This is a genomic window from Sphingopyxis panaciterrae (genome assembly GCF_011762125.1).
Taxonomy (GTDB): domain Bacteria; phylum Pseudomonadota; class Alphaproteobacteria; order Sphingomonadales; family Sphingomonadaceae; genus Sphingopyxis; species Sphingopyxis panaciterrae.
Genome location: NZ_JAASQN010000002.1, coordinates 472,278 through 497,292, shown reverse-complemented (window position 1 = coordinate 497,292; position 25,015 = coordinate 472,278). Strand labels below are relative to the sequence as shown.

29 protein-coding genes are annotated in these 25,015 nt (G+C 64.9%); 25 read left to right on the top strand and 4 right to left on the bottom strand.

Annotated elements, in window-relative coordinates; all coding sequences use genetic code 11:
• Window positions 1-11: 11 nt before the first annotated feature.
• From FHR22_RS10055 to FHR22_RS10025, 7 genes are all read left to right on the top strand, one after another.
• Window positions 12-752 (top strand): GntR family transcriptional regulator, encoded by a 741-nt coding sequence (locus FHR22_RS10055; protein ID WP_166941685.1) that lies wholly within the window; start codon window positions 12-14, stop codon window positions 750-752.
• Window positions 752-1,804 (top strand): SIS domain-containing protein, encoded by a 1,053-nt coding sequence (locus FHR22_RS10050; protein ID WP_166942637.1) that lies wholly within the window; start codon window positions 752-754, stop codon window positions 1,802-1,804. The genes FHR22_RS10055 and FHR22_RS10050 overlap by 1 nt, the downstream gene beginning before the upstream one ends.
• On the top strand, window positions 1,804-2,958 hold the full coding sequence (nagA, locus tag FHR22_RS10045) for an N-acetylglucosamine-6-phosphate deacetylase (RefSeq protein WP_166941683.1): 1,155 nt from the start codon (window positions 1,804-1,806) through the stop codon (window positions 2,956-2,958). Before FHR22_RS10050 ends, nagA begins: the two co-directional genes overlap by 1 nt.
• A gap of 139 nt (window positions 2,959-3,097) precedes the next feature.
• Window positions 3,098-3,418, top strand: coding sequence for a DMT family transporter (locus FHR22_RS10040; RefSeq protein WP_166941681.1), 321 nt, complete (start codon window positions 3,098-3,100; stop codon window positions 3,416-3,418).
• 459 nt (window positions 3,419-3,877) lie between these two features.
• On the top strand, window positions 3,878-4,159 hold the full coding sequence (locus tag FHR22_RS10035; protein WP_088441687.1) for a proton-translocating transhydrogenase family protein: 282 nt from the start codon (window positions 3,878-3,880) through the stop codon (window positions 4,157-4,159).
• Between the two features lies 1 nt (window position 4,160).
• Entirely contained in the window at window positions 4,161-5,666 is a 1,506-nt protein-coding gene (locus tag FHR22_RS10030; RefSeq protein WP_166941679.1) for an NAD(P)(+) transhydrogenase (Re/Si-specific) subunit beta, read from the top strand.
• A 140-nt stretch (window positions 5,667-5,806) separates the two neighbouring features.
• Complete coding sequence (locus FHR22_RS10025; protein ID WP_166941677.1) at window positions 5,807-6,502, top strand: aspartate/glutamate racemase family protein; 696 nt, start codon at window positions 5,807-5,809, stop codon at window positions 6,500-6,502.
• 147 nt (window positions 6,503-6,649) lie between these two features.
• On the opposite strand, the gene FHR22_RS10020 is transcribed toward FHR22_RS10025, so the two are convergent.
• Window positions 6,650-7,063, bottom strand: coding sequence for a DUF2147 domain-containing protein (locus tag FHR22_RS10020; protein WP_166941675.1), 414 nt, complete (start codon window positions 7,061-7,063; stop codon window positions 6,650-6,652).
• Window positions 7,064-7,156: 93 nt separating this feature from the next.
• On the opposite strand from FHR22_RS10020, the gene FHR22_RS10015 reads away from it, so the two are divergent.
• The 8 genes from FHR22_RS10015 to FHR22_RS09980 all read left to right on the top strand — a co-directional run bounded on the left by FHR22_RS10015 (window position 7,157) and on the right by FHR22_RS09980 (window position 15,020).
• A complete protein-coding gene (locus tag FHR22_RS10015; RefSeq protein WP_166941673.1) occupies window positions 7,157-8,371 on the top strand; it encodes a parallel beta-helix domain-containing protein in 1,215 nt (404 codons plus the stop codon).
• Window positions 8,368-9,396, top strand: coding sequence for an SO2930 family diheme c-type cytochrome (locus FHR22_RS10010; protein ID WP_166941672.1), 1,029 nt, complete (start codon window positions 8,368-8,370; stop codon window positions 9,394-9,396). Before FHR22_RS10015 ends, FHR22_RS10010 begins: the two co-directional genes overlap by 4 nt.
• Before the next feature lie 166 nt (window positions 9,397-9,562).
• Window positions 9,563-10,195, top strand: coding sequence for a maleylacetoacetate isomerase (gene maiA, locus FHR22_RS10005; RefSeq protein WP_166941671.1), 633 nt, complete (start codon window positions 9,563-9,565; stop codon window positions 10,193-10,195).
• Window positions 10,192-12,261, top strand: coding sequence for a TonB-dependent receptor domain-containing protein (locus FHR22_RS10000; protein ID WP_166941670.1), 2,070 nt, complete (start codon window positions 10,192-10,194; stop codon window positions 12,259-12,261). The genes maiA and FHR22_RS10000 overlap by 4 nt, the downstream gene beginning before the upstream one ends.
• Window positions 12,262-12,408: 147 nt before the next feature.
• Window positions 12,409-12,855, top strand: a complete 447-nt coding sequence (locus FHR22_RS09995) for a MarR family winged helix-turn-helix transcriptional regulator (protein WP_166941669.1) — start codon at window positions 12,409-12,411, stop codon at window positions 12,853-12,855.
• Window positions 12,848-13,129, top strand: a complete 282-nt coding sequence (locus tag FHR22_RS09990; protein ID WP_166941668.1) for an HPr-rel-A system PqqD family peptide chaperone — start codon at window positions 12,848-12,850, stop codon at window positions 13,127-13,129. The genes FHR22_RS09995 and FHR22_RS09990 overlap by 8 nt, the downstream gene beginning before the upstream one ends.
• Window positions 13,126-13,992, top strand: coding sequence for an HprK-related kinase A (locus FHR22_RS09985; protein WP_166941667.1), 867 nt, complete (start codon window positions 13,126-13,128; stop codon window positions 13,990-13,992). The genes FHR22_RS09990 and FHR22_RS09985 overlap by 4 nt, the downstream gene beginning before the upstream one ends.
• Window positions 13,989-15,020, top strand: a complete 1,032-nt coding sequence (locus tag FHR22_RS09980; RefSeq protein WP_166941665.1) for a nucleotidyltransferase family protein — start codon at window positions 13,989-13,991, stop codon at window positions 15,018-15,020. The genes FHR22_RS09985 and FHR22_RS09980 overlap by 4 nt, the downstream gene beginning before the upstream one ends.
• Here FHR22_RS09980 and FHR22_RS09975 read toward each other — a convergent pair.
• Window positions 15,017-15,679: an HAD-IA family hydrolase gene (locus FHR22_RS09975; RefSeq protein WP_166941656.1), complete on the bottom strand. Its 663-nt coding sequence runs from the start codon at window positions 15,677-15,679 to the stop codon at window positions 15,017-15,019. The genes FHR22_RS09980 and FHR22_RS09975 overlap by 4 nt on opposite strands.
• A 59-nt stretch (window positions 15,680-15,738) precedes the next feature.
• Here FHR22_RS09975 and glmU point away from each other — a divergent pair, with 59 nt between their 5' ends.
• The 8 genes from glmU (at window position 15,739) to FHR22_RS09935 (ending at window position 22,087) form a co-directional block, all read left to right on the top strand.
• The gene (gene glmU, locus FHR22_RS09970; RefSeq protein WP_243853636.1) at window positions 15,739-17,115 is read left to right on the top strand and encodes a bifunctional UDP-N-acetylglucosamine diphosphorylase/glucosamine-1-phosphate N-acetyltransferase GlmU; all 1,377 of its coding nucleotides are present in this window, start codon (window positions 15,739-15,741) and stop codon (window positions 17,113-17,115) included.
• A gap of 4 nt (window positions 17,116-17,119) precedes the next feature.
• On the top strand, window positions 17,120-17,668 hold the full coding sequence (locus FHR22_RS09965; protein WP_166941651.1) for a GNAT family N-acetyltransferase: 549 nt from the start codon (window positions 17,120-17,122) through the stop codon (window positions 17,666-17,668).
• The gene (locus tag FHR22_RS09960; protein ID WP_166941649.1) at window positions 17,665-17,982 is read left to right on the top strand and encodes a hypothetical protein; all 318 of its coding nucleotides are present in this window, start codon (window positions 17,665-17,667) and stop codon (window positions 17,980-17,982) included. The genes FHR22_RS09965 and FHR22_RS09960 overlap by 4 nt, the downstream gene beginning before the upstream one ends.
• 28 nt (window positions 17,983-18,010) lie before the next feature.
• On the top strand, window positions 18,011-18,571 hold the full coding sequence (locus tag FHR22_RS09955) for a DUF6985 domain-containing protein (protein ID WP_166941647.1): 561 nt from the start codon (window positions 18,011-18,013) through the stop codon (window positions 18,569-18,571).
• Between the two features lie 86 nt (window positions 18,572-18,657).
• Window positions 18,658-18,882, top strand: a complete 225-nt coding sequence (locus tag FHR22_RS09950) for a ribbon-helix-helix protein, CopG family (RefSeq protein ID WP_166941645.1) — start codon at window positions 18,658-18,660, stop codon at window positions 18,880-18,882.
• Window positions 18,879-19,247: a PIN domain-containing protein gene (locus FHR22_RS09945; protein WP_166941641.1), complete on the top strand. Its 369-nt coding sequence runs from the start codon at window positions 18,879-18,881 to the stop codon at window positions 19,245-19,247. The genes FHR22_RS09950 and FHR22_RS09945 overlap by 4 nt, the downstream gene beginning before the upstream one ends.
• Window positions 19,248-19,293: 46 nt before the next feature.
• Window positions 19,294-21,117, top strand: a complete 1,824-nt coding sequence (gene glmS / locus FHR22_RS09940) for a glutamine--fructose-6-phosphate transaminase (isomerizing) (protein ID WP_166941639.1) — start codon at window positions 19,294-19,296, stop codon at window positions 21,115-21,117.
• 127 nt (window positions 21,118-21,244) lie between these two features.
• Window positions 21,245-22,087, top strand: a complete 843-nt coding sequence (locus FHR22_RS09935) for a hypothetical protein (RefSeq protein WP_166941637.1) — start codon at window positions 21,245-21,247, stop codon at window positions 22,085-22,087.
• A gap of 16 nt (window positions 22,088-22,103) precedes the next feature.
• Here the strand turns inward: FHR22_RS09935 and FHR22_RS09930 are convergent, their stop codons facing one another.
• Window positions 22,104-22,292, bottom strand: coding sequence for a hypothetical protein (locus FHR22_RS09930; protein ID WP_166941635.1), 189 nt, complete (start codon window positions 22,290-22,292; stop codon window positions 22,104-22,106).
• A gap of 69 nt (window positions 22,293-22,361) precedes the next feature.
• On the opposite strand from FHR22_RS09930, the gene FHR22_RS09925 reads away from it, so the two are divergent.
• Together FHR22_RS09925 and FHR22_RS09920 are read left to right on the top strand one after the other, a co-directional pair.
• Window positions 22,362-23,027 carry an HAD-IA family hydrolase gene (locus FHR22_RS09925; protein ID WP_166941633.1) on the top strand — a complete coding sequence of 222 codons (666 nt, stop codon included), beginning with the start codon at window positions 22,362-22,364 and terminating at the stop codon, window positions 23,025-23,027.
• A 543-nt stretch (window positions 23,028-23,570) separates the two neighbouring features.
• Entirely contained in the window at window positions 23,571-24,443 is an 873-nt protein-coding gene (locus FHR22_RS09920; protein WP_166941631.1) for a dienelactone hydrolase family protein, read from the top strand.
• Between the two features lie 103 nt (window positions 24,444-24,546).
• Here the strand turns inward: FHR22_RS09920 and FHR22_RS09915 are convergent, their stop codons facing one another.
• A complete protein-coding gene (locus FHR22_RS09915) occupies window positions 24,547-25,014 on the bottom strand; it encodes a DUF411 domain-containing protein (protein ID WP_166941629.1) in 468 nt (155 codons plus the stop codon).
• Between the last annotated feature and the right edge of the window lies 1 nt (window position 25,015).

Sequence of the window (25,015 nt, the reverse complement as noted above, 5' to 3'; positions counted from 1 at the left end):
GTAAGTGTTCCATGGCCATTGCAGGCAACGAATCCACCCCGGGCGGCATCGAGTCGACGGGGCTGCGCTACCAGCAGCTCAGCGGCGCGTTGCGCGCCAGCATCGCCAATCGCGATTTTGCCCCCGGCGGCGCGATTCCGCCCGAACGGACGCTCGCCAAACGCTATGACGTGTCGCGCGTCACGGTACGCCGCGCGGTCGACGAACTGGTGAACGAAGGGCTGCTGGTCCGGCGGCACGGCGCGGGGACATTTGTCGTCGACCGCGTCGAGAAGCAGTTCGCCAAGCTCAGTTCCTTCTCCGAGGACATGATCTCGCGCGGCCGGGTTCCGTCGAGCCGCTGGCTGGACAAGACCGAAAGCTTCGTCACGCCCGATGAATCGCTGTCGCTCGGTCTCAGTCCCGGTTCGCGGGTGTTCCGGTTCGCGCGCCTGCGCTGCGCCGATGGTATTTCGATGGCGATCGAACGGTCGACGATCGCCAGCTACGCGCTGACCGATGCCGATGCGGTGGTCGATTCGCTTTACGCGGCGCTCGACAAGACCGGCCATCGTCCGGTGCGCGCGTTGCAAAAGCTGCGCGCGATTTTGATCGACGCCGAAGCGGCCGCCATCATGGACATCGAACCGGGCGCCCCGGGGCTGATGATCGAGCGCCGCGGCTTTCTGGCCGACGGCCGGATCGTCGAGACGACCGAAAGCCTCTATCGCGGCGACGCCTACGACTTCATCGCCGAACTGGTGGAGGCATGATGGCGATGGTCGCTGCCGAACGCACCTTGATGTTTCAGGAAGCCGCGAGCGCGGGCGATGCCGTCGAACGGCAATTCGCCTGCGGCGGGGCGGTCATGGCCGAAATCCTGTCATCGCTTGCCGCCGACCCGCCGTCGATGGTCGTCACCTGCGCGCGCGGCAGTTCGGATCATGCGGCGACCTTCGCCAAATATGCGTTCGAACGGCAATTGGGCTGGGTGACGGCCTCGGCCGCGCCATCGGTCAGCTCGATCTATCAGGCGCCGTTGAAACTCGGCGGCAGCCTGTTCCTCGCCATCTCGCAATCGGGCAAGAGCCCCGACCTGATCGAAGCGGTGCAGCGCGCGTCGCAGCAGGGCGCGCGGACGCTGGCGCTGGTCAATGCTTCCGCCACACCGTTGTCGAAGGCCGCCGACTGGACCCTCCCCCTGTGCGCCGGGCCAGAAAACAGCGTCGCGGCGACGAAGAGCTATATCGCCTCGCTGGCGGCGATCGCCCGTATCGTCGCGGCGCTCGAGGCGAATGACGGCGCGATCGGGCCCGCTCTCGCGCGACTGCCCGAATGGCTGCGCGCCGCTTGGCGGCTCGACTGGTCGCCGCTGACGACGGCGCTGCGGGACAGCCGCGGCCTGTTCGTGCTCGGCCGCGGTCCCGGGCTGGCGATCGCACAGGAAGCGGCGCTGAAATTCAAGGAAACCTGCGGCATCCATGCCGAGGCGTTCAGTACCGCGGAGGTTCGCCACGGCCCGATGGCGCTCGCCGCGACCGGGCTGCCGATGCTCATTTTCCGGCAGGACGATGAATCGGCGGCGGGCGTGGACGACCTGATCGGAGAATTGCGGGCCATCGGCGCAAGGCTGATCGTCGCGGGGCCGGTCGCGGAGCCGGTCGCGGAGGATGCGGTCGGCCTGCCCATTCTGGACGCGCCGGCTTCGCTCCAGCCGATCCTGCAAATCCAGTCCTTCTATGGCGCGATCAACGCGCTCGCTATCTTGCGCGGTCACGATCCCGACCGGCCGCCACTGCTGCGCAAAGTGACGGAAACGGTCTGATGCGCTTCGCCATTTCGAACGGGCCCATATTCGTTGACGGCCGGATGCAGGGCGGGCGCGCCGTCGTCGTCGCCGACGGGCGGATCGAAGCGATCGTCGCGGTCGCCGACCTCGATGCCGCGATCGATACCGTCGACCTGGCGGGCGCGACGCTGGTGCCGGGGTTCATCGACGTCCAGGTCAATGGCGGCGGCGGCGCGCTGTTCAACGACGATCCGTCGGTCGAAACGCTGCGCACGATCGCGGCGGCGCATCATCGTTTCGGAACGACCGCCTTGCTGCCGACGCTGATCAGCGACAGCACCCCGAAAATTCGGGAAGCCGTGCAGGCGGTGGATGCCGCCATCGCGGCGGGCGTTCCCGGGATCGCCGGCATCCATATCGAGGGGCCGTTCCTCAATATCGAACGCAAGGGAACGCATGATCCCAACGCGATCCGGACACTCGACGACGAAGGCTTCGATGCGATTACCGGGCTCAGCACCGGCAAGACGCTGGTGACGCTGGCGCCCGAGGTGACCGACGAAAGGCGGATCGGCCAGCTCGGCCAGCGCGGCGTCATCGTCGCTGCCGGCCATACCGACGCGACCTTTGCCCAGATGGAAAACGCCTTTACCGCCGGCGTCAGCGGCGTGACCCATTTGTTCAACGCGATGTCGCAGATAACGCCCCGCGAACCGGGCGTGGTCGGGGCCGCGCTGGCGAATGCGGACTGCTGGTGCGGGATCATCGTCGACGGCTTTCACGTCGACCCGGTCGCGCTCCGCCTCGCGATCAGGGCGAAAGGCGGGCTCGACCGCTTCCTGCTGGTTTCGGACGCCATGCCGCCGGTCGGCCATGACCGGAAGGATTTCGAACTCAACGGCGAGACCATATGGGCATCGGGCGGCGTATGCCGGCGCGCCGACGGGACGCTGGCGGGCGCCGATCTCGAGATGGCGTCGGCGGTCCGCAATGCCGCCGCGCTCCTCGGCCTCCCGCTTGGCGATGCGATCGGGCTCGCGACCCGGAATCCGGCGCAATTTGTCGGGCTGGACGGGACGATGGGCACCATTGCGCCGGGGCTTCGCGCCAATCTGGCGGTGATCGACGGCCAAGCGCAGGTGCTGCGGACCTGGATCGACGGCAAGGAGGTTTTCGGCGGCATGGACTGACCGGTTCCGGACGGCTTGCGAACAAGATCGCAACCCTGCTACCATATGCCGCACATCCTTCAGAGGCCACGTCCTCGCCCGCACTTTCGCGCGGGTTTCAGGTCCGGGACGGCCCGGCGGCTTTTTAAGGAGGCTGCCCATGGCTTGGGTCTATCTTGGTATCGCCGGTCTGCTCGAAATCGTCTGGGCCTTTTCGATGAAGCAATCGGAAGGTTTCACGAAGCTTGCGCCGTCGCTGGTTACCCTGGCGGCGATGATTGCAAGTTTTGCCTTGCTGTCGCTGTCGATGAAGTCGCTGCCGCTTGGCACCGCCTATACGATCTGGACCGGGATCGGCGCGGTCGGCGCTTTCCTCGTCGGCGTGATGGTGCTCGGCGAACAGGCGAATGCGATGCGGATCGGCGCCGCCGTGCTGATCGTGAGCGGACTGGTGCTGATGAAGCTGTCTTCACCGGCGTAGGGTGCGGGCAGGGTGGCGTCGGCTTTCGGCCGGAAGCGGACGTTCTTCTCCCCTCCCTTTTAGGGAGGGGCTGGGGGTGGGTAGCCGCCGAAGGCGGCGCTCTTCCTCTTGCTCGCTGCGCTCGCGACCCACCCCTAACCCCTCCCTAAAAGGGAGGGAATGTCTCAAATCCACCCCAAAGCCGCCGTTTCGACAGGTTTCAGATTTGTCCACGCGGCCGAGGGTCGTTCCGACCTCGATGCCCTGCCTGTCAACGGCGTGATCAATGTCGTCGGCACGCGGCGGATTTCGGCTCGCTGACGCGCAACTTTGTTGCACTGCGACATTTTATGTCGCGATCAGCCGATATTTCCTGCTTTTGCCCGGCTATGCGCGCGCTTTTTTGACTGCTTTGGAGTCGACACACCCGCATCAGCGCGGCAAGAGGTGCGCCAAGCGGAATCAGCAGGGGAGCGCGCCGTGGATTTCATCGCGATTTTTTCGATTTTCATATTGGCCTGTTTCGTCGGCTATTTCGTCGTGTGGTCGGTGACCCCGGCGCTGCACACGCCGCTGATGAGCGTCACCAATGCCATTTCGTCGGTCATCATCGTCGGGGCGCTGATCGCCAGCGCCGCCGCGGGGTCGGCTTCGTCGAAATGGCTCGGGCTGGCCGCCGTCGTGATGGCGAGCATCAATATTTTCGGCGGTTTCGCGGTCACCGCGCGCATGCTGGCGATGTACAAGAAGAAGGAGCGCTGAGATGGAGTTTCAGTCGATCCTTGCCGCCGCGACCGGCGGCCATGGCCTTGCCGTCAATCCTTGGGCGGCCGTCGCCTATCTGGTAGCCGGCGTCCTGTTCATCCTCTCGCTGCGCGGGCTGTCGAGCCCGGCGTCGGCGCAGCGCGGCAACCGCTTTGGCATGATCGGCATGACGATCGCGGTCGTCACGACGTTGCTCACGCACATGCCGATGAAGGTCGGCGATGCAACCAACAGCTATGTCGGTATCGATCCGGTTGCGATGGCCGAGATTCTCGCCGCGATCGGTATCGGTGCGGTCATCGGCATCGTGATGGCACGCAAGATCGCGATGACCGCGATGCCGCAGCTTGTCGCGGCGTTCCACAGCCTCGTCGGTCTCGCCGCGGTCGCGGTGGCCGCTGCCGCCTATCTCAACCCGCTCGCGTTCGGCATTGCCGACGCCGCGGGGCAGATCCACACCGTCAGCCGGATCGAAATGGGACTCGGTATCGCGATCGGTGCGATCACCTTCTCGGGATCGGTGATCGCTTTCCTGAAGCTCAACGGCAATATGTCGGGTTCGCCGATCATGCTGCCGGGACGCCATATCATCAATCTGGGCACGCTGGCCGCGATCATCGGGCTCGTTGCCTATTTCACGGCCGATCAGTCGCCCTGGGTGTTCTGGACCGTCACGGCGCTCAGCTTCGTCATCGGTTTCCTGCTGATCATCCCGATCGGCGGCGCCGACATGCCGGTCGTCGTGTCGATGCTGAACAGCTATTCGGGCTGGGCCGCGGCGGCGATGGGTTTCACGCTCGGCAACACCGCGATGATCATCACCGGCGCGCTCGTCGGCTCGTCGGGTGCGATCCTGTCGTACATCATGTGCCGCGCGATGAACCGCAGCTTCATCAGCGTCATCGCGGGCGGTTTCGGCGCCGATGCCGCCGCGGGCGGCGCGGGCGGGTCGAAGGAACAGCGGCCATGGAAACCGGGCAGCGCCGACGATGCCGCCTTCCTGATGAGCCAGGCCGAAAATGTCATCATCGTCCCCGGTTACGGCATGGCGGTCGCACAGGCCCAGCACGCGCTGCGCGAAATGGGCGACCTGCTCAAGAAGGAAGGCGTCAACGTCAAATATGCGATCCACCCGGTCGCGGGGCGCATGCCGGGGCATATGAACGTGCTCCTGGCCGAGGCGAACGTTCCCTATGACGAGGTGTTCGAGCTCGAAGACATCAACGGCGAGTTCGCGCAATGCGACGTCGCCTTCGTCATCGGCGCCAACGACGTGACCAACCCGTCGGCGAAGACCGACAAGTCGTCGCCGATCTATGGCATGCCCGTGCTCGACGTCGAAAAGGCGAAGACCGTGCTGTTCGTGAAGCGATCGATGGGCGGGGTCGGTTATGCCGGTGTCGACAACGACGTCTTTTACATGGACCAGACGATGATGCTGCTCGGCGATGCCAAGAAGATGACCGACGACATCGTCAAGGCGCTGAACGGCGGCGGGCACTGATCGCACAGAGATTGACCTGAACCGTCGCCCCTGCGAAGGCAGGGGCCGCTATTAAGCGTTGCCCCTGCGGCCGCGTCCAGAGTCACTTGCCTCTGAACGCCCTTCGCGGGGGCAACGTGTTTTTGGGAATAAGGGATCTTATGCGTAAAATCGGCCTGATCGGGGGAATCAGCTGGGCATCGACCGAGCTTTATTACCGCCATCTCAACAAGGGCGTGCAAAAACGCCTCGGAACGGCCTGTTCGGCGCCGATCCTGCTCGAAAGTCTCAACTATTGCGAGCTGTCGCGGCTGACGACGCCCGAACAATGGGCGCATGCGAAGGATGTGCTGATCGAATCGGCGCGGCGGCTCGAGGCGGCGGGCGCGACCGCGCTGATGATCGCGGCCAATTCGATGCACAAGGTCGCCGAAGAGGTCGCGGCGGCGATTTCGATCCCGCTCCTCCACATCGTCGACGAGACGGGCGAAAAGATGAAGGCCGACGGGATCAAGGCGGCGGCGGTGATCGGCACGCGCAACGTGATGACCGAGGCCTGGTACCGCCAGCGCCTTGTCCGTCACGGCCTGACGCTGGCACCCTATGACCAGGAGCGTGCCGAGGCGATCGACAATATCATCTACGACCAGCTGATGCAGGGCAAGGTGGTCGAGGAATCGCGCCGCACGATGCGCACCTTCATCACCGATATCGCCAAGCAGGACATCCAGGCGCTGGTGCTGGCGAGCACCGAACTGGTGATGCTGGTCGATCCCGACGCCAATCTGCTTCCGGTCTATGACACGACGCGCATCCATGTCGCGGCGGGGGTCGACTGGATCTTGGGCGAGGATTGATTTTCTCCCCTCCCGCAGGCGGGAGGGGTTGGGGTGGGATGCGGCGCTTGCTTAATTCGTCGCCCCCGCGCAGGCGGGGCCGCCGGAGGCCTTGTCCTGCGCCGCTGTGCAAACCGACAGCGGCCCCCGCCTGCGCGGGGGCGACGATCACCCCAGCCGTGTCCAGGTTACCGTGCGGCAGAACACCGCGACGCAGCCCTTCATCGTCATCTTGTTGCCCTTGGCGTGCAGGTGCGCCTTGTAATAGCGGCCGTCCTCGGGGCTGTAGCCTTGTCCCTTCCAGCCCGTGCCGTCGGGGACGAGATCCCAATAGATTTGCAGCCCGGTCACCTTGCGGCCGCGCTTCGCCTTGTCGGGATTGCGCTCGTCGAGCTGGCCGCCCGCCGGTTGCTGGATCAGAAGCCGTTCGATGCGTCCGCACATCTTCGCGCCGCACGGCGCCATCGCGACGATGCCCTTGCCGTCGTCGGTTTTCCAGCGCCCGGCGATCGACGCCGGCGCCGCGGCCATCGTCGGCACGGCGATGAAGGCGCCAAGCGCCATGGCATATCGGTGAAACATTGCGACCACTCCCCTGTTGTTACAGGCATGTCAGCAACAGGCTTGGCTTCCGTCAAGTCTTGCCGCATGTTTCTGTGAAACAGGGAGAGACTTATGCGATTCCATGGCCTGTCGCGAACGGCTTATCTGACCCTTGCCGCGGGCTTGCTGGCGGCGGCGCCGGCGTCGGCAAAAACGATCAGCGTCAGTGCCAATACGCCCGACGCCAATGAAAAGCTGCAAGAGGCGCTGATCATGGCGGTATCGGGCGATGTCGTCGAGCTGGGCGCGGGGACGTGGAAACTGACCGACGGGCTGTCGCTCGACGTCGCCAATGTGACCATTCGCGGTGCGGGGACCGACGCGAACGGCTCGATTCTCGATTTTTCGGATCAGCAGGGCGCGGGCGAGGGGCTGCTTGTCACCTCGGATGATGTGCTGCTGACCAATTTCGCGGTGCTCAACACCAAGGGCGACGGGATCAAATCGAAGGGCGCCGATCGCATCGTCTATCACGAACTGCGCGTCGAATGGACCGCGGGGCCGAAGGAAACCAACGGCGCCTATGGCATTTATCCGGTCGAAAGCAGCGATGTGCTGATCGACAGCGTCTTCGTCCGCGGCGCGTCGGATGCGGGCATCTATGTCGGCCAGTCGAAGAATATCGTGGTCCGCGACAGCTTCGCGATCGAGAATGTCGCGGGGATCGAGATCGAGAACAGCTACGACGCCGACGTCCACGACAATATCGCGATGCGCAACACCGGCGGCATATTGGTGTTCGACCTGCCGAGCCTGCCGATGCAGGGCGGTCATAACGTCCGGGTGTTCGACAATATCGTCAAGGACAACAGCACCCCCAATTTCGCGCCGAAGGGCAATATCGTCGCGAGCGTCCCGACCGGTACCGGAGTGCTGGTGATGGCCAACAGCCGGGTCGAGATTTTCGACAACAGCTTCGAGGATAACGGCACCGCCAATGTGATGATCGTCGGCTATCGCTATCCGTACAAGGACGAGACATATCAGCCGCTGCCGCGCCAGATCGTCGTGTGGGACAATGTGCATGGCAAGGCGGGCTTCGCGCCCGGCTTTCCGGGCGGCGCCGAGATGGCGGCGGCGATGGGCGGGGCGATCCCGCCGGTCCTGTGGGACGGTTCGGGCAATGCGATCGTCAACGACGATGCCGGGGTGCTGTCGCTGAACCTGCCCGACGTGCAGACCCCGCAGAGCGAGGCGAAGCCGTCGCCGGTCGACCTCAAGGATAGTGCGCCCGCGCCGCTGCCCGGGATCACGCTGCCCGCGAGCATGGAGGCCAAGGTCAAGTGAAGCGCCTGGCCGCCGCCCTTGCCGCGGCGTGGCTGTGTGCGAGCGGCGGGGCCGCGGTGCCGCTGGCGGGGCCCGACCAGACGCTGATCGACGGCGACACGATGCCGCGCAAGCTGTCCGAGTTCGGGCTGTTCCGTGCGGGCGGCGCGCAGCTTGTGGACGGTGTCACGCCCTATGGGCTGCACACGCCGCTGTTCAGCGATTATGCCGACAAGGCGCGCGCGATCTGGATGCCCGCGGGGACCCGGGCCGACGTCGATGGCGAGGGGCGGATTGCCTTTCCGGTCGGCACGGTGCTGATCAAGAGCTTTTCCTGGGCCGGGCAGAATCAGGGCAAGCCGGTCGAGACGCGGCTGCTGATCCATCGCAAGGACGGCTGGGCTGCCCTTCCTTATGTCTGGGACGCCGATGGGCACGACGCGACGCTGGCGATCGGCGGGCGCCGCGTGCCGGTCAGCTTTACCGGGCCCGACGGGACAAAGCAGGCAATCAGCTATGCGGTGCCGAACAAGAATCAGTGCAAGGAATGCCATGCCGAAGCGGGGGCGATCGTGCCGATCGGGCCCAAGGCGCGGAACCTTGTCTTCGCCCCGAAGTGGAAAGCGTTCGAGAGCGGGCGCTTTGGCTGGCCCGCGAATCGCATCGCGCCGCTGCCGCGCTGGGACGATCCGGAGAGCGGCAGCGTCGCACAGCGCGCCCGTGCCTATCTCGACGTCAATTGCGCGCATTGTCACAATCCGAAGGGCAGCGCGTCGAACAGCGGGCTGTTCCTGCGCTGGACCGACGATCCGGCGGGGGTCAATTACGGGATCGGCAAGCGCCCGACGGCGGCGGGGCGCGGCAGCGGGGGGATGGCGTTTGCGATCAAGCCGGGCGACCCCGATCACAGCTTCCTGATCTATCGCCTCGAAAGCCTCGACCCCGGGATCGCGATGCCCGAACTCGGGCGCGGCGCGGTTCACAAGGAAGGCGCGAAATTGCTGCGAGAGTGGATTGCGCAGATGCCTGAGGGCAAGAATAACTGAGGCGGTCCCGGCCTTGAATGAAACAGGTTCCGCCCATATGCGTCATCCCGGCGAAGGGTGTCCGGAGGCGCGTGACTCCGGTCACGACCTCACCGTCACGGCCCAATGCTCCGTCGAGATCCCGGCCTTCGCCGGGATGACGAAGATGATAGGTGCGACAGGATTCATGACCCAACTCCTCCTCCATGATTATTTCCGCTCGTCGGCCAGCTTTCGCGTCCGTATCGCGCTGAACCTGAAAGGGCTCGATTATGAGCGCGTCGAGGTCAGCCTGATCGCGGGCGAGCAGCGCAGCGACGCCTATCTCGAGCAGAATGCGCAGGGGTTCGTGCCGATGCTCGTCATCGATGGCGAACCGATGATCCAGAGCATGGCGATCATCGACTGGCTCGACCGCAGCTATCCCGAGCCGCGCCTGATCCCCGAGGCGGCGATGCCGCGCGCGGTGGCGCTGGCGCAGGCGCAGGTGATCGCGAGCGACATCCATCCGCTCAACAATCTTCGCGTCCTCAAATATCTGAAGCGCGACCTCGGCCTCAACGAACAGACGAAGGACCGCTGGATCGCGACATGGATCGCACAAGGCTTTGACGCGCTCGAAGCGATGGCGGGCGACGGGCGCTATCTGGGCGGTGACGCGCCGGGAATCGCCGATTGCTGCCTTGTCCCGCAAATGTACAACGCGCGGCGTTTCGAGGTGCCGCTGGACGATTATCCGCGGCTCGTGGCGATCGATGCGGCGTGCATGGAGCTGGACGCCTTTCAGAAGGCGCACCCCGACGCGGTGAAACCGGCGTGATCCGGCTTCTGACGGGGGCGGCGCTGCTGGTAATGCCAGTGGCGGTGGCGGCGCAGGAAATTGACCAGCCACCAGATGGTTATGAACCGATAGATGTTTACGAACCGGTGTACGTCTGTTGCAGCCGCGATCCGACCGAGATCGTCGTGGTTGGCTCGGGATCCTTGACGCCGGCTGCGGCTGATTCGGTCGAACAGCGCACGCTGCTTCGCGACCTGGCGCCCGGCCTTGGCGCGCGCATTGAAAATCGGCTGCGCGACGAAGCGGGCATCGTCCAGTTCCGCCGCTCGGACGGCCGCAGCGCACATCCGACCAGCCAGGGGGTCACCTTGCGCGGGCTCGGCGGCAATGCGTCGAGCCGCGCGCTGGTGACGCTCGACGGCGTGCCGCAGGCTGACCCGTTCGGCGGCTGGGTCGCATGGAGCGCCTATGATGCGATCCATCTCGGCGGTATTTCGATCACCCGCGGCGGTGGTAGCGGCGTCGACGGACCCGGCGCGCTGGCGGGGACGATCGGCCTCCATTCGACGATGACCGATGGCGGCGAAGCGAGCCTGGCCTATGGCAGCCGTGATAGCTGGGACGCGTCGGCGAGCGTCGGCACGCGCATCGGCAATGGCCAGATTGCGATCGATGGCCGCTACAGCCGCGGCGACGGCTTCATTCCGATCGTCAAGGGGCGGCGCGGCGCGGTCGATCGCGCCGCAGGTTACGAACAGGGCGGGCTCGGTCTTCGCCTGCGTTTCGATGCCGGCGACAACAGCCATGTCGAGGCGAGCCTGCGCGGCTTTTCCGACCGGCGCGACCGCGGCACCGATTTTACCGACAGCAAGTTCGACGGCGTCGATGCGAGCCTGCGCGTCGTTCACGACCCTGCCAGCGGGACGCAATGGCTCGCGCTCGGCTATATCCAGCTCCGCGATTTCGAAAGCGGTTTCGCGAGCGTTGCGGCGGGGCGGAACAGCGTCGCCCCGGCGCTGTTCCAGCGCGTGCCCGCGACCGGGATCGGCGCACGCTTCGAACTGCGCCCGGCGTTCGACGGCACCAATCCGCTCCGCGTCGGGGCCGACTGGCGCCGCACGACCGGCCGCACCGAGGAGGATTTCTTCTTCACCGGCGGCATAGCCGGCCGCCACCGCATCGCCGGCGGCAGCAGCGATACCTTGGGCGCCTTTGCCGAATGGACATCGGGGGATGCTGACCGCGGCCTTCTCTGGACGCTGAGCGGCCGCGTCGACCGCTGGTGGCTCGGCACCGGCTATCGGCTCGAACGCAATATCGGCGGGACGACGATCACCGACCTGCGTTTCGACGCGCGGCAAGGATGGGAAGGCAGCGGCCGCGCAGGACTTCGCTGGACATCTGATGCGTTATCACTCCGCGCCGCGGGTTATCGCGGCTGGCGCCTGCCGACACTCAACGAGCTCTACCGCCCGTTCCGCGTCGGCGCCGATGTGACGACGGCGAACGAGGCGCTGAAGCCCGAACGCCTGTGGGGCGGCGAGGTCGGGGTCGACTGGGCCAGCGGCGCGACCAAGCTGTCGGCGACGCTGTTCGCCAACCATCTGACGAACGCGATCGCCAATGTCACCCTCGCGGCGAACCTCAACCAGCGGCAGAATCTCGACGCGATCGACAGCAAGGGCGTCGAGGTCAGCGCCGAGCAGGGGATCGGCGTGGTGACGCTGCGCGCGACCTATGCCTTTACCGATGCCCGGGTCGATGCATCGGGCGCGGCGGGGGCGCTCGACGACCGGCGTCCGGCGCAGATCGCCAAGCATGGCGGCAGCGTGTCGTTGCGCAGCAATTCAGGCGGTCCGGTCGGCGGTTTCGCGACACTGCGCTATGTCGGCAAGCAGAATGAAGACGACCTCGGGCAGCTCCAGCTTGGTGATGCGCTGACGTTCGATGCCGGGCTGTCGTGGCGGCTGGCGAGCGCGATCAGCATCGAGGCGCGGGGTGAAAATCTGTTCGACGAACTGGTTCCCGCGGCGATTTCGTCATCGGGCATTGTCGAGCGCGCGACGCCGCGGACGTTGTGGGTGGGCGCGCGGGTTTCGTTTTAAAACAACCATCTCGTCATTGCGAGCGAAGCGAAGCAATCCAGGGCGCCCGTAAACCGCTCTGGATTGCTTCGCTTCGCTCGCAATGACGAATGTTGCTTTGGTCCAAATCGCCCTTCACACACAGCGATCAGGCGATATGGATAGGCCATGACCGCGAAGAAACTGAACCTCGATAATTTTCTGCCGTACCGGCTGTCGATCGCGTCGAATGCCCTGTCGAGCCGCATTGCCGCCGAATATCAGAACCGCTTCGGGCTCAAGATACCCGAATGGCGGCTGATGGCGGTGCTGGGGGAGGGCAAGCCGCTGACCCAGCGCGAACTGGTCGCGGCAACGCGGATGGACAAGGTGACGGTCAATCGCGCCGCCAAGGCGCTCGCCGACCGCCAGCTGATCGCGCGGCAGGCGCATGAGGCCGACGGGCGGTCGCATCACCTTGAGCTTACCGGAACCGGCCGTTCGCTGTACGACGCCATCGTGCCCGCGGCGCTGGCCAGCGAAGCACAGCTTGAAGCGACGATCAGCGCCAAGGAGCGTACGGCACTGCTCGCCATCCTCGCCAAGCTGACGGCCGCCGCCGAAGACTATGCCTGACGCCGTGTACCGCGCCGCGCCGCCGGACGCGCTGCGCATCGAGCCGCTTGGCGACCTGACCGCGATCTTTGACCGCCGCTCGACGCAGACGCACCTCGTCGTGCCGCCGATCCCGGAAATCCTGACGCTGATGGGCGATGCGCCATGCGATGCGGCGGCGCTCGCGGCGCGGCTTGCGGCGGCGTTCGATCTTGATGCGGAAGGTGACGCGCGCGTGGTCGTCGCCGAACGGCTCGCCGAACTCGCCGCCATCGGCCTGGTGGAGCGCGCGTGAGGCACAGCACGCGGATCGCCGTCGGACCCGTGCAATTCCGCGTCGGCAGCGACTGGGCGGAACCGATTGCGGGGCTCGAACGCCTCTACGCCGCCTATCCGCAGGACGATGCGCGGCCTGCCGATGCGACGGTGCGGCTGTTCGCGGCGCGGCCGTGGCGGCGCTGGCTGCGCCCGTCGGTGCATATCGGCGGCGATTTCATCGTTCCCGACGCGCTGCCGCTGCCGCTGTCGATGGGATTGCTCGCCGCCGAGATGGGGATGAACCTGCAGGTGGCGCTCGGTTGGCGGCGCCATATGCTGCTCCACGCCAGCGCGGTCGCGAAACATGGCCGCGCGATCATCATGTCGGGCGAATCGGGGTCGGGCAAATCGACCCTCGCGGCGCTGCTCGGTGAAGACGGCTGGCGGCTCATGGGCGACGAATTCACGCTGATCGATCCGGCGAGCGGCGACGCCTTCGCCTTTCCGCGGGCGGTGAGCCTGAAGAATCAGGCGATTGCGGAGGTCGCTGGACGGGTCGATCCGTCGCGGCTTGGGCCGCTGCTCGCGGGCACGCCGAAGGGCGATATCCGCCACCTGATCCCGCGCGCCGACGCGATTGCGGCGATGCACGAACCCGCCCGCCCGGCGTTGTTGCTCTTCCCGCGCTTCGGCGGCGAGGCGGCGATCGAGCCGATGGGCGAGGGCGAGGCGTTCGTCCGGCTGACCGAGGCGTCGACCAACTATGTTGCGCTCGGCGAGGCGGGGTTCGCCGCGCTGACCCGGCTGGTGCGCGAGACACCGGCGTTTGGCGTTTCCTATCCCGACAGCGCGACGGGGATGGCGCTGGTCGAGCAATTATGGGCGGAGGCGGTGCGGTGAGCGCGGTGCAGACGTTCGTCGACCTGCTCGCCGGGCGCCGCGATGCGGCGACGCTGACCCGGCGCGATTGGGACGGGGTGATCGGGGTTGCGCGCGCCGAGGCGATGCTCGCGACGCTGGCGTGCCGGCTTGAGCAGGCCGCGCTGCGGCCGCCGGTCGCGGCGCTGTTGGCCGATCAGCGCGCCGCCGCCGAGGTTGCGCAGCGCCAGGCGCTGTGGGAGGCCGAAATGGCGCGGCGCGCGCTGAAAGGGCAGCGGATCGAATTCGTTCTGCTCAAAGGCACCGCCTATGCCGCCGCCGGGCTCTCGTGCGCCGCGGGACGGCAGATCGGCGATCTCGATATCCTCGTCCTGCGCAGCGACATCGGCCGCGCCGAAAATGATCTGCTCGAGGCGGGGTGGGAATGGGTGAAGTCCGATCCCTATGACGACGCCTATTACCGCGACCATATGCACGAGTTGCCGCCGCTGATCCACAAGGCGCGCGACCGGATGATCGACGTTCACCACACGATCCTGCCGCAGACGCACCGGATCACGCCTGACGCGCTGATCCTGATGGCCGAAGCCATCGAAACGCCATCCGGCTTTCGCGTGCTCAGTCCGCCCGCCATGGCCTGCCATTGCGCGGCACATCTGCTTGCGGACGGTGATCTGCAAGGTGGGCTGAGAAACCTTTGGGACTTCCATCTCCTGGTCCTCGATTTCCTGAAGGACGATCGCGATTTTTATCTGACGCTGATCGAAGAGGCATCGACCCATGGGCTGGCGAAGGTGGTGAAGCGGGCTCTCCGCCTGGCGAACCGGATATATGGTACACCGCTGCGATCCTATTCGTGGCCTTTTCGGCTGGAATTCGAGCGCGAGTGGGACGATGACCTTTTTATCCGCCGCCTGCTCGCGCGCGACGAATGGGGGCATGCGACGGGTTTTGCCCTGCAGCAGGCTTTTTACATCCGCTCGCACTGGCTGCGGATGCCGCCCGCGATGCTGGCGCGCCATTTGTGGACCAAGTGGCGCAAGCGTTAGAGCCTGCCGAGCAACGGCACCAGTTCGTCATAATGGCCGATGACATGATCGGCGCCGAGCTCCGACGCCGGGCGGTCGAGGAAGCCGAAGCTGACGGCGATGCTCGGGACGTTGGCCGCTTGCGCTGCCATCATATCGTAGATGCTGTCGCCGACGAAGGCGGCGCGCCCGCCGCCGCATCGTTCGACCATCGCCAGCACCGGTTCGGGCGACGGCTTGCGGACGCCGAGCGTGTCGCCGCCGATGATCGTCGCCAGGCGCTCCGCGAGCCCGAGTTCACCGAGCAAGATCCGCGCGAGCCGCTCCATCTTGTTGGTCACGACCGCGGTGCGGACGCCGAGCGCATCGAGCCCGTCGAGCGCCTCGAGCAGCCCGGGGAAGGGCGTGCTGTGGACCGCGATATGCGCCTCATAATAGCGCAGCAGTTCGGGATAGAGCCGCTCGACGTCGCCGTCGGCAACGCCGCCGGTCGCCGCGAGGCCCTGTTCGAGCATATGCTTCGCGCCGAGGCCGATCATCGGCCGCACCGCCGCTTCGGACAGCGGCGCGCGGTCGACGAGCGTCAGGGCGTGATTGACCGCGGCGGTCAGATCGCCCGCCGTATCGATCATCGTGCCGTCGAGATCGAAACCGACGGTCGGGAAAGGAAATGCGTTCATCGCGTGCACATGGCCGGGCAGTCTGGAAACCGCAATGATTTGCTGGCATGGGGACGCGCATGACCACCAACCGACCGATCGCCGCTATCGTCCTCGCCGCCGGCAAGGGCACGCGCATGAAATCCGACCTGCACAAGGTGCTGCACCCGATCGCCAGCCGGCCGATGCTGATGCATCTGATGGCCAGCGTCGACGAGCTGAGCCCTGCGAAGAAGGTCGTGATCGTCGGCGACAAGGCCGACCAGCTTGAAGCGGCGCTGGCGGGCAGCGCCGAGCTGGCGGTGCAGGACCCGCAGCTTGGTACCGGCCACGCGGTGCAGCAGGCCGAAGCCGCACTTGCCGGTTTTGATGGCGATGTGCTGATCCTCTACGGCGACGTGCCCTTTGTCCCGGCGGCGACGATGCAGGCGATGGTCGACCGGCTGAACGCCGACGATGCGCCCGCGGTGGTCGTACTCGCGTTCGAACCCGCCGATGCCCAGCAGTACGGCCGCGTGATTACCGCCAAGGATTCTCAGGGGGGCGACCGCGTCACCAAGATGGTCGAGCATAAGGATGCGACCGCGGCCGAGCGCGCGGTGCGCCTTTGTAATTCGGGGCTGATGGCGGCGAAATCGAAGGATTTGTTCGCGCTGCTCGCGCGGGTGACCGACGACAATGCGGCGAAGGAATATTATCTCGTCGACATCGTCAATATCGCCAATGCCGACGGGCGCCATTCGGCGGTCGTGATCACCGATCCGTTCGACGTCGCGGGTATCAACAGCCGCGGCGAACTCGCCGCGATGGAGGGTGAATGGCAGGCCCGCCGCCGGGTGCAGGCGATGGCCGACGGCGCCAGCCTGATTGCGCCCGATACCGTCTGGTTCGCCTGGGATACCAGGCTCGGCCGCGACGTGCTGGTCGAGCCCAATGTCTTCTTCGGCCCCGGGGTGAGCGTCGCTGACGGGGTGCGGATCCGTGCCAACAGCCATATCGAGGGGACGAGCATCGGCGCGGGCTGCGAAATCGGCCCGTTCGCGCGGCTTCGTCCCGGCACCGTGCTCGAAGAAAATGCGAAGGTCGGAAATTTCGTCGAGACCAAGAAGGCGCATCTCGGCAAGGGGGCAAAGGCGAACCATCTCACCTATCTGGGCGACGCCACCGTCGGCGCAGGCGCGAACATCGGGGCGGGGACGATCACCTGCAACTATGATGGTTATTTCAAATATCAGACGGTGATCGGCGACAATGCCTTCATCGGATCGAACAGCGCGCTCGTCGCGCCGGTGAAGATCGGCCGCGACGCGATCGTCGCCGCGGGCAGTGCGGTAACCCGCGATGTCGCCGATGGCGAACTGCGGCTGGTGCGCGGCGAACAGCTCGTCAAGCCGGGCTGGGCCGACCGCTTCCACGATGCGATGCGCAAGAAGAAGGCGGCGGAGAAGAAGAAGTAGGGCGATGTCGGCACCGACGCTGATCACCGCGCGCCTGATCCTGCGCCAGCTGCGCGCCGGCGACGCCGAGGCGCTGTTCGCGGCGCTGTCCGACGCCGATCTGATGACCTGGTGGTCGAGCGGCCCGCACCAGTCGCTGGCCGAGACCGAGGCCTATGTGACCCGCAACGCGGCCGAGGGGCAGGGGTGGCTGTGCTGGGCGATCACCGCCGACGGCGACGACCTTGCGCTCGGCTGGGTGATATTGATGGACGGCAAGCCCGGGGTCGGCGAGATCGGCTATATATTGCGCCGCGACCGCTGGGGCAGCGGAATCGCGCGCGAGGCGGTCGCCCGGGTGGTCGAATATGGCTTTACCGATGGCGGTCTGCGCCGCATCTTCGCCGATACCGACCCCGAAAACGCCGGTTCGATCGCGCTGCTCGACCATCTGGGGTTCCAGCGCGAGGGCCATCTGCGCGGTGAGTGGGACACGCATATCGGGGTGCGCGATTCGCTGATCTTCGGTTTGCTGAAGGGCGAATGGCGATACGATGAAAAGGAAGAAATGTGACCGACCGTTATGAGGAAAAGCCCTTCCTGCGCTTTGTCGATGCGTGGGTGCTGCAGGCGATCGGCCATCTCGATACGGCGACCGAAAGCTGGTGCAAGGCGATGGTGCCGCAGCTTCAGCAGAGCTTTGGAACCATCGGCCAAAGCTGGGAGGCGATCGTCGAGCAGCAGATGAAATTCACCCCCGAACTGCCGGCGCAGATCCGCACGATCTGGGAGAATGGCAAGCAGCGCTTCGAAGCGGGCAATGGCGAGGCGGCCGACCCGGTGCAGTTCGCGATGATCTTCGTCGACCGCAATTTCAAGACGGGCTGATGAGGGCGGTGAGGAAAGGGTCCGGGAAATGACCTGCACCGACGAACAGCTTATCGGCTTTTGGCGCGAGAACCGGGCGCTGCCGCTTCCTTATTTTGGGGGCCGGGAGGTTGCGCTCTTCTTCGAAGACGAGCAGCAGATCATCCACTTCGGCGATACGATCCGGCGCTTCCTGAACCTTGGCGAGGCCGAACGGATCGGCGACACGCCGCATATCCACGCCTATCTTAACGATTTCGCCGAGGCCGTCGGGTGGGAATATATTGATCGTGCGTTGAAAGGCCTGGCGCCCGATGCGGCCGAAATCTGGCGCTTCGTTCGTCCGACGACCTTGAGTGCGATGGAAAGCTGGGATGTCGGCGCCAAGGAACCGCGGAAGCAATATCTCGTGCTCGAAGGCAATTGCGACTGGGAAGAGGAACATGGTATCCTGATGTCGTGGCGCGATGGTGGCGAACTTGTCAAGGTGTCGGGATATGATGGCCACGCGACGAACGGCCATGCCTATGCCGACCTTGCGAAGGATATCTACGTCTATTACGCGACGCGGCCCGAGCTATCGACGTTCAATCCCGCGATGACGAAATAGACGTCGGCACCGACCGCCGGGTTTGGAGCATGGCCCGGGCCGGTCGACGGGCTTGATTTGATATCATGATATGATATCGGGATCGCATGCGTTTCCTCGCCGACATTCCCGATGACGATGTGCAATGGCTCGACGGGCTCGCCGCCGAGCAGGGGGTGTCGCGCGCCGAACTGGTTCGCCGGGCGGTGAGCGCCTATCGCGCCGATGTATCGGGCGACGCGATCGACAATGGCTTCGGTATATGGCGGTCGCGTGACGACATCGGCGACGGGCTGAAATATCAGCGCCGCCTGCGGGGCAAGCGCGAATGATCGAGGCGCAGTTCGACAGCGATATTCTGATCGACGCGCTGAACGGCGTCGAGGCGGCGCGCAGCGAAATTCGCCGTGCCGGGCGCAAGAGCATCAGCCGGATCAGCTGGACCGAGGTGATGTCGGCCGCCGACCCCGTGTCGGTGAAGGCGGTCGAGGCGTTCCTTGGCTGTTTCGCGATCGAGGAGGTCGGCGATGCGGTCGCCCGCCGCGCCGCCGCGCTGCGCGCCGAACGCAAGGGGTTGACGATGGCCGACGCCTTCGTCTTAGCAACCGCGCAAATATCGGGCCGCATCCTCGTTACGCGCAATATCAAGGTGTTTCCGGCGGCCATGCCGGGTATTCGCGTTCCCTACACGCTATAGGGCCCACCCCAAAACAGGGGCGCCCTCAAACGAAAGCCAGACCCACATGTGCGGAATTATCGGAATCATCGGCAAGGACCAGGTCGCGGACCGTCTGGTCGACGGGCTGAAGCGGATGGAATATCGCGGCTATGATTCGGCGGGTGTGTGCACGGTCGAGGGCGGGCAGCTCGTCCGCCGCCGCGCCGAGGGCAAGCTCGGCAATCTGGTCAAGGAGCTCGCGGGCAACCCGGCGCCGGGCCTTGTCGGTATCGCGCACACGCGCTGGGCGACGCACGGCGCGCCGACGACGAACAACGCCCACCCGCATGCGACGGGTGAGGTTGCGCTGGTCCACAACGGGATCATCGAGAATTTCAAGCCGCTGCGCGAAGCGCTGACCGCGCGCGGCCGGAAGTTCGAAAGCGAGACCGATACCGAAGTCGTCGCGCATCTGGTGTCCGAAGAGATCGAGGCGGGCAAGTCGCCGCAGGATGCGGTGAAGGCCGTGCTGCCGCAGCTTCGCGGTGCCTTCGCCCTCGCGATCGTGTTTCGCAGCCACCCCGACATGCTGATCGGTGCGCGCCTCGGTTCGCCGCTCGTCGTCGGCTATGGCGACGGCGAGACCTATCTGGGGTCCGACGCGCTCGCGCTGGCGCCGCTGACGCAGAAGATCGCCTATCTCGAAGAAGGCGACTGGGTCGTCATCACGCGCGACGGCGCGCGGATCTTCGACGAGGACAACAATCCGGTCGAGCGTGAGATCACCACCAGCGGCGTTTCGGCCGCGACGATCGAAAAGGGCAATTACCGCCATTTCATGCAGAAGGAGATTTTCGAGCAGCCGACCGTCGTCGCGCAGACGCTCTCCTCCTACATCCGCCCGCTCGAACAGACCGTCGCGCTGCCGCAGATGGATTTCGACCTGTCGAAGATCGACCGCATCACCATCGTCGCGTGCGGCACCAGCTTCTACGCCGGCATGGTCGCCAAATATTGGTTCGAAACCTTCGCGCGGGTGCCGGTCGACATCGATGTCGCCTCCGAATTCCGCTACCGCGATCCGGTGCTACAGCCGGGCGGGCTCGCACTCTTCATCTCGCAGTCGGGCGAAACCGCCGACACGCTCGCGGCGCTGCGCCACTGCAAGGCGAACGGGCAGACGATCGCGGTCGTCGTCAACGTGCCCACCAGCAGCATGGCGCGCGAGGCGGATTTGTTGCTGCCGACCCACGCCGGGCCCGAAATCGGCGTCGCCTCGACCAAGGCCTTCACCTGCCAGCTCGCGGTGCTCGCGGCGCTCGCCGCGCACCTCGCGCTCAAGAAGGGCAAGCTCAGCGCCGACGAGGAGCATGAGATCGTCAAGCACCTGATCGAGGCACCCGCCGCGCTCAATGCCGCGCTCCAGCATGACGAGGATATCGCGGCGATGGCGCATCTCGTCGCCCCGGCGCGCGACGTGCTCTACCTCGGCCGCGGCCCCGACTATCCACTGGCGCTCGAAGGTGCGCTGAAGCTCAAGGAAATCTCGTATATTCATGCCGAAGGCTATGCCTCGGGCGAGATGAAGCACGGCCCGATCGCGTTGATCGACGAAGCGGTGCCGGTGATCGTCCTCGCCCCGTCGGGCCCGCTGTTCGAAAAGACCGTCAGCAACATGCAGGAAGTCCGTGCGCGCGGCGGCAAGGTGGTGCTGATCAGCGACGCCGAAGGGCTGGCCGAAGCCGGTGACGGCTGCATGGCGACGATCGAAATGCCCAAGGTCCACCCGCTGATCGCGCCTTTGGTCTACGCGGTGCCGGTGCAGTTGCTGGCCTATCATGTCGCGGTCGCGAAGGGCACCGACGTCGATCAGCCGCGCAATCTGGCGAAGTCGGTTACGGTGGAGTGAGGACCAAAGGCCAATGAATCTGCCACCCGAAAATTGCTGTGCAATTTGGGGCACTCGGGCCGCCTGCCGCCGATCTATGGCATTCGTTTGGCAATATGACAGCCCCCGAGCAGGCGGTCCATATCTAATGGATATCCAAGCGTGGAATCGCCTACGCCCGGATGATACTCAGCTAAGAGCTAAACTTACAAGCTGGTTGATCGACCAACGCCGCGCCGGAGAAGAGTGGCCGAGCGTAACTGCTGATGTTTTATCTTATGTTGAAAGCCAGCGTCCCCTCCGAGTCAGCGAGAGAATCGACAGGTTCTTTCTCTATTTGAGTTCGGTCAGGTTACAGCCTGGGATGGATTTCGACCTCACTCATAGCGACATATCAACGTTAGATTGGATTGGCGCTTGGATTGAATCACAGTCCAACGATCAAACTCTAGGTTTTCTCAAATTACTTGAGGGCGCTGGGTTAATCAGTTGGAACAGTAGCGGGTCAATCGAAGTCACTTATCAAGGTTTCGAGCGCCTGGACGCTATCGAAACCGGTGTTGTGAACAGCCGGCAAGGCTTTGTCGCGATGTGGTTCGGAACTGAGATGACCGAAGCCTATCAAAACGGCTTTGCCGCGGGCATTTCAAATGCAGGGTTTAGGCCATTCAGAATCGACCAGAAAGAACATTCAAACAAGATCGATGATGAAATTATCGCAGAGATACGCAAGTCTCGGTTTGTCGTCGCTGATTTTACCTGTTCGATCCTTTTGGACGAAGATGGGAAACTTCAACCCAACTCCCGCGGTGGCGTATATTATGAAGCAGGGTTCGCGCAGGGTATTGGAATTCCGGTCATATGGACAGTACGAGCCGATTGCCTAAATTATGTCCATTTTGACACGAGACAGTTTGCACACATAGTTTGGAATGGCTCCGAAGATCTCCGAATGAGCCTCACTAATAGGATTAGCGCGATCATCGGCTAAGTTTGAATTGGACCCGTCATTCCGCAGCATTCGCCTGTGCAAGAATGCTTGCAGCGACCTCCTCGATCTTGCCGGCGACCAGTAGCGGTGCACTGCCGACCATTCCGACCTGCGTCTGGCCATTTTCATAGTCGCGGAGCCAGGCGACATTTTCGGCGACGACCAGATAATTGCCGCCACGCGATTTGAGTTCGATGAATTTCATGCAAATGTCTCCTGAGTTTTCAGCCTTTAAGGACAATATGTTGCGTTCGGATAAACATGGGGGGCTTTGGTGAGCTTCGCTGCCGTCATCTTCGACTTCGACGGCGTGATCGCCGACAGCGAGGTGCGGGCGAATCTTTCGCTGGCCGAGAGCCTGACCGCAGCGGGCATGCCAACCACCTATGACGAATGCCTTGCCGAATATTACGGTCACAACTGGCAGGAGGCGCAGCGGCGGATCGAGGCGCGCTTTGGCCGGCCGCTGCCCGCCGATTTTCGCGAGACGCACCGGGTTCGGGCGCGGGCGCGCTTCATGGAGGGTTTCGACGCAGTGCCTGGCGCGCCCGCCTTCCTCGACACGCTCGGCGCGCTGCCGCGCGCGATCGCGTCGTCGAGCCGCGCCGAATATATCGGCTGGGCGCTCGGGCTGTTCGGGCTCGCGCATCATTTCGGCGACCATATCTATAGCGCCGACGGCTGGGACCGCGGCAAGCCGCATCCCGACATCTATCTTGCGGCGGCGAAGGGGCTGGGGGTCGATCCCGCTTCATGCCTGGCGATCGAGGATTCGCCGACCGGCGCGCGCGCCGCAGTCGCGGCGGGGATGACCGTGATCGGCTTTTGCGGCGCGGGGCATATCGTCGACCGCGCCGCGCATGGCGAAATGTTGCGTGGTGTCGGGGTGCACCGGGTTGCGCATCGTTTCGATGAGATCATGATCCTCCCCGTCGCGTAGCGACGGGGAGCGGGGCGTCCGGCAAAAATCGCTGTCCTACAAAATGGCGGGGCGCTAGCTTGGCTTCGATGGTCTTTTTCCAGCCGCTTTCCATGTCTCGCGCAGCCGTGCGCGATCGCCGTTCGGGCGAGAAAGCGGCTGTTCGCGGATGCGAATTCAGTGTGAAGTTGCGCAGTTTTCCGCGCCTTCGCACAATCGCCTCTTCTCCTCGTCATCCCGGACGTGATCCGGGGTCCCGCTCTTTTTCGATCAGGAGTCGAGCGTCAAAAGCTGGACCCCGGATCCAGTCCGTGGTGACGAAGGTGGTGAACGCCCCGAAACCTCGTGGCATCCGTCAATCCGGTGTGAAGTTGCGCAGTTTTGCGCCGTTTTCCATGCGTCAATTCCGGGTGTTCCCGGGCGAAAGCCGGGGGGCAGGTGGCCTGCGCCATGGGTTCGACCTGGACTGTGCTTCTGCCGGGGAACAAGAGGCCGGCAATATGAATTGCGAGTGAAGTTCGGCAATTTTCTGCCATTTTCCAATTCCCCCCAAGGAGACCCGCCATGTGCAATGACCTTACCGAAGCCGATCTCGACCGTGCGGGGCTTCCGGTCGCGCGCCGCAGCTTCACTGCGCTCGCCGGTGCCGGTGCGCTGGCGACGATGCTGCCGGTGCACGCGATGGCGGGAAAGCTGGTCAAGGGCCGCGACGTGACGATCCAGACCGACGACGGGACGTGCGACGCCTATTTCGTCGCGCCGGCCGAGGGCAAGCATCCCGGCGTGCTGGTGTGGCCCGACATCCGCGGCCTGCGTCCGGCCTTTCGCCAGATGGCCGACCGGCTGGCGGGCGAAGGCTATGCGGTGCTGACCGTCAATCCCTTCTATCGCTGGCAGAAATCGCCGGTCGTCGATGCCGCGAACGACTTCAACGACCCGCCGATCCGCGAAAAGCTGTTCGGCTATCTGAAGCAGCTGACCCGGGCGCCGGTGGAGATCGACGCGAAGGCGCATCTCGCGTTCCTCGATGCGCAGGCCGAGGTCGATACGAAGCGGCGGATCGGCACCACCGGCTATTGCATGGGCGGCGCGATGACGATCTACACCGCCGCGCTGAAGCCCGGCCGTGTCGGCGCCGCGGCGAGTTTCCACGGCGGCGGGGTCGGAACCGGCAAGCCCGACAGTCCGCACCTGCTGATCGGCGATACCAATGCGGGCTATTTGTTCGCGATCGCCGACAATGACGACAAGGAAACGCCGAACGAGAAGGTCTTGCTGAAGGAAGCCCTCGCTCCGTCACCGCACTGGCACGAGGTCGAGGTGTATGAGGGCGCGATGCACGGCTGGTGCCCGCCCGACGGCCGCGCCTATAATGAAGCGGCGGCCGAAAAGGCGTGGAGCCGGATGCTCGCGCTGTTCAAGGAGGAGTTGGCCTGATCGGGCCTGCTTCATCAATAGGCCGGGATCTCGACTTCGCATCCCTGCGCACCGGCAATATCCCGGCCTGCACCGGGATGACGATGGCAGAGGCAAGCGGCGCTCAATGCGCGTGCGCGCCGCCGCTTGCGGCGTAGCTGGCGTAGACGCGCTGGCCGCCGGGGCCGAAGCTCATGACCTTATAGGCCTCGCGGTGATCGCCATGTTCCATGCCGGGTGATCCCATCGGCATGCCGGCGACGGCGAGGCCTTTGACACCCTTCGGCTTTTCGAGGAGCAGGCGGGCGATTTCCTTCGCGGGCACATGGCCCTCGATCACATAGCCGCCGACGAGCACGGTGTGGCAGCTGCGCAGCGCTGCGGGCACGCCCTGCTTGTCCTTCACCGCCGTCATGTCGGCCGAATTGACGATCACGGCCTTCTGCCCGAGCGCGCTCTTCACCTGTTCGAGCCATTTGAGGCAGCAGCCGCAGCCCGCGTCGCGGAACATCGTGGAGCCCGCGGCGTGCGCGGTGCCGATGACGGCGGAGAAAGCGGCAAGGGCGAAAAACGCGCGGCGGGCGGGGGACATC

What these genes read in the sequence shown, in the direction of transcription:
- FHR22_RS10055 (WP_166941685.1), top strand. Translation starts at nt 12, where the DNA reads ATGGCCATTGCAGGCAACGAATCCACCCCGGGCGGCATCGAGTCGACG.
- FHR22_RS10050 (WP_166942637.1), top strand. Translation starts at nt 752, where the DNA reads ATGGCGATGGTCGCTGCCGAACGCACCTTGATGTTTCAGGAAGCCGCG.
- nagA (WP_166941683.1), top strand. Translation starts at nt 1,804, where the DNA reads ATGCGCTTCGCCATTTCGAACGGGCCCATATTCGTTGACGGCCGGATG.
- FHR22_RS10040 (WP_166941681.1), top strand. Translation starts at nt 3,098, where the DNA reads ATGGCTTGGGTCTATCTTGGTATCGCCGGTCTGCTCGAAATCGTCTGG.
- FHR22_RS10030 (WP_166941679.1), top strand. Translation starts at nt 4,161, where the DNA reads ATGGAGTTTCAGTCGATCCTTGCCGCCGCGACCGGCGGCCATGGCCTT.
- FHR22_RS10025 (WP_166941677.1), top strand. Translation starts at nt 5,807, where the DNA reads ATGCGTAAAATCGGCCTGATCGGGGGAATCAGCTGGGCATCGACCGAG.
- FHR22_RS10020 (WP_166941675.1), bottom strand. Translation starts at nt 7,063, where the DNA reads ATGTTTCACCGATATGCCATGGCGCTTGGCGCCTTCATCGCCGTGCCG.
- FHR22_RS10015 (WP_166941673.1), top strand. Translation starts at nt 7,157, where the DNA reads ATGCGATTCCATGGCCTGTCGCGAACGGCTTATCTGACCCTTGCCGCG.
- maiA (WP_166941671.1), top strand. Translation starts at nt 9,563, where the DNA reads ATGACCCAACTCCTCCTCCATGATTATTTCCGCTCGTCGGCCAGCTTT.
- FHR22_RS09995 (WP_166941669.1), top strand. Translation starts at nt 12,409, where the DNA reads ATGACCGCGAAGAAACTGAACCTCGATAATTTTCTGCCGTACCGGCTG.
- FHR22_RS09990 (WP_166941668.1), top strand. Translation starts at nt 12,848, where the DNA reads ATGCCTGACGCCGTGTACCGCGCCGCGCCGCCGGACGCGCTGCGCATC.
- FHR22_RS09975 (WP_166941656.1), bottom strand. Translation starts at nt 15,679, where the DNA reads ATGAACGCATTTCCTTTCCCGACCGTCGGTTTCGATCTCGACGGCACG.
- glmU (WP_243853636.1), top strand. Translation starts at nt 15,739, where the DNA reads ATGACCACCAACCGACCGATCGCCGCTATCGTCCTCGCCGCCGGCAAG.
- FHR22_RS09965 (WP_166941651.1), top strand. Translation starts at nt 17,120, where the DNA reads ATGTCGGCACCGACGCTGATCACCGCGCGCCTGATCCTGCGCCAGCTG.
- FHR22_RS09955 (WP_166941647.1), top strand. Translation starts at nt 18,011, where the DNA reads ATGACCTGCACCGACGAACAGCTTATCGGCTTTTGGCGCGAGAACCGG.
- FHR22_RS09950 (WP_166941645.1), top strand. Translation starts at nt 18,658, where the DNA reads ATGCGTTTCCTCGCCGACATTCCCGATGACGATGTGCAATGGCTCGAC.
- FHR22_RS09945 (WP_166941641.1), top strand. Translation starts at nt 18,879, where the DNA reads ATGATCGAGGCGCAGTTCGACAGCGATATTCTGATCGACGCGCTGAAC.
- glmS (WP_166941639.1), top strand. Translation starts at nt 19,294, where the DNA reads ATGTGCGGAATTATCGGAATCATCGGCAAGGACCAGGTCGCGGACCGT.
- FHR22_RS09935 (WP_166941637.1), top strand. Translation starts at nt 21,245, where the DNA reads ATGGATATCCAAGCGTGGAATCGCCTACGCCCGGATGATACTCAGCTA.
- FHR22_RS09930 (WP_166941635.1), bottom strand. Translation starts at nt 22,292, where the DNA reads ATGAAATTCATCGAACTCAAATCGCGTGGCGGCAATTATCTGGTCGTC.
- FHR22_RS09920 (WP_166941631.1), top strand. Translation starts at nt 23,571, where the DNA reads ATGTGCAATGACCTTACCGAAGCCGATCTCGACCGTGCGGGGCTTCCG.
- FHR22_RS09915 (WP_166941629.1), bottom strand. Translation starts at nt 25,014, where the DNA reads ATGTCCCCCGCCCGCCGCGCGTTTTTCGCCCTTGCCGCTTTCTCCGCC.